This window comes from Sphingomonas bacterium (genome assembly GCF_903643065.1).
Lineage (GTDB): Bacteria > Pseudomonadota > Alphaproteobacteria > Sphingomonadales > Sphingomonadaceae > Sphingomonas.
Genome location: NZ_CAHJWX010000448.1, coordinates 1 through 2683 on the forward strand (window position 1 = coordinate 1; position 2683 = coordinate 2683).

Here is a 2683-nt window from a genome sequence, read left to right on the forward strand (position 1 = left end):
CGGCGGCTGGCCGAACCGGTCCGCCAGCTCGTCCGCGAACGCATCCAGCGCGTCCGTCGTGTCCAGCCGGGCGAGCCGCGAGTAGAGCGAGACGCGCAGCTCGTCCTCCCCGATCCACGCCGCCGGCAAGCTGCCCGTCGCGTCCAGGTGCAGCTCGGGCGTCCACCGCTCGGTGTCCTCGCCGCGCGCGGCGCGCAGCGCGTTGGCGAGCAGGAACTGGTACAGATCGACGCCGATCAGCTTCATGTGGCCGGCCTGCTCGTCGCCGACCAGATCGCCGGCGCCGCGCATGTCGAGGTCGCGCGCGGCGATGGCGAAACCGGCGCCGAGCCGATCGAAGGCCTCCAGCGTGCGCAACCGCTGTACCGTGCGCTCGGCGATCGGGTGGTCGGGATCGGTGATCAGCAGCACTTGGCCCCGCCGCCCGCCACGACCGACGCGTCCGCGCAGCTGGTGGAGCTGCGACAGGCCGAACCGGTCGGCGCGCCACACGATCATCGTGTTGGCGCGCGGCACGTCCAGCCCCGCCTCGATAATGTTGGTCGCGAGCAGTACGTCGGCCCCGCCCGTTTCGGGCCCCGCCGCGAACTCGACCATCGCGGTATCGATCTCGCCGGCGGGCATCTTGCCGTGCGCCTCGATCAGCGACAGCTCGGGTGTCAGCGCGCGGAGGCGCTCCGCCATCCCGGCCATGTCCTCGATGCGGCTGACGACGACGAAGCTCTGCCCGCCCCGGCTCTTCTCACGGCGCAGCGCGGCGCGGACCAGCGTCTCGTCCCAGGGCTCGATCGCGGTGCGGATCGGCTGACGCTGGGCGGGCGGAGTGGTGATGAGCGACAATTGCTGCAGCCCGACCAGCGCGGTCTGCAGCGTGCGCGGGATCGGCGTGGCCGAGAGCGCGAGTACATGCGTCGCGTCGCCGCCGAGGCTCCGCAGCTTCGCCTTGTCGGCGGCGCCGAACCGTTGTTCCTCGTCGATCGCGACCAGCGCCAGGTCCTGATACGCGAAGTCCTTGCCGGCGACCGCGCCGGTGCCGACGACGACGCCGATCGAGCCGTCGGCGAGGCCCGCTTTGACCCGCTTCTTCTCCGCCGCGTCCGACAGGCGGGAGAGGCCGGCGACCTCGACCCCGGTGCCCTCGAACCGGCGGCGGAACGTGTCGAGATGCTGGCGCACGAGCACGGTGGTGGGCGCCGCGATCGCGACCTGCCGGCCGGCGAGCGCGACCTGCGCGGCAGCGCGTAGCGCCACCTCGGTCTTGCCATAGCCGACATCGCCGATGACGAGCCGGTCCATCGGTTTCGTGCCGGCGAGGTCGGCACGGACGTCGGCGATTGTGCGCGCCTGGTCGGCGGTCTCCGTGAAGGGGAAGCCGGCGGCGAACCGCTCGAACGCGGCGGGATCGGGGGCGATCGGTTCGCAGGTCCGCGCGTCGCGCTCGGCGGCGAGCGCGGTCAGCGCGAGGGCGCTCTCGGCCACCGCGCGATCGATCTCGCCCCGGCGCTTGCGCCAGCTCGACCCGTCGAGCCGGTCGAGCGTCACCGCATCGGCATCCGCGCCATAGCGCCACAGCCGGTCGGCCTCCGCGACGGGAACGAGGCGGCGGTCGTCGCCGTGATAGCCGAGCAGGATCGCGTCGCTGCCGTCCGGGAGCGCCTCCAATCCGCGCACGACGCCGATGCCGAACTCCTCGTGCACGACGACGTCGCCGACGCGGATCTCGCTCGCCTGACCGGCGAATGGATCGGCCCCGGCCCCGGACGTTGCGTCGCCCGCGCGGCCGCCGATCAGGTCGGCGGCGGCGACCACCGCGACGCCGTCGGCATGCCAGCCGCGATCGACCGGCATCGCGAGCGACAGCAGCGCTCCGGCGGGGGCAGCGACGGCGTCGGTCCAGTGCTCGACTGGTTGCACGTCTCGGCCGAGTGCCTTGGCGAAGCGCGCACGGAGAAAGCGCAAGTCGCGCGGGCTACCCACCAGCAACAGGCGTTCGCCGGCGTCGAGCAGCGGCTTGGCCCAGCGCGCGAAGGCGCGGCTCGGCTGGCGGCTCTGGACGAAGCGAGGGACAGGCTCGGGCGGATCGCACACCCCGATCGGCCGGCCGGCCAGTGCCGCGTCCCAGCGGCCCGCGTCGGCGACGGGCTCGCGCGCGTCCCGAGCCAGCGCGACGAAGCGGTCGCGGCGTTTGGCGATGTCCGGGTCAGCCAGCACGGCGCCGTGGGGCAGGTGATCGAACAACGTCACCGCCGCCTCGCCGAGTGACGGCTCGGTGATACGGCCGACGTCCAGACAGTCGGTTTCGGCGGCGCTCAGCTGCGTCACCGGATCATAGCGGCGGATCGCGGCGATGCGGCCATTGGCCAGGTCGATGCGGCCGGGCTGCTCGGCGTCGGCGGGGAACAGGTCGATGACCTCGCCGCGCACCGCCATCTCGCCCGGCTCGTCGACGCGTTCGTCGGCGACATAGCCGATCTCGATCAGCGTCGCGGCGAACGCCGCTGAATCGAGCGGGTCGCCGACACGTAACACGGGCGGCGCGATGTCGAAGGCCTCGCGCGGCGCGACCAGGCGCGCGGCGGCTTCGGCGGTCGTTACCAGCGCGACGCGCTCGCCCGCCCGCGTGGCGGCAAAGGCAGCGTGCAACGCGGCGACGCGGCGGCCGGCATTGGCGGGGGATGGCGGG

Annotated in this window: 1 protein-coding gene; it reads right to left on the minus strand. The window is 73.4% G+C overall.

The features are described from left to right. Positions 1 to 2683, minus strand: a 2683-nt coding sequence (locus HUU95_RS13695; protein ID WP_174280611.1) for a DEAD/DEAH box helicase, incomplete at both ends; no start/stop codon positions are given.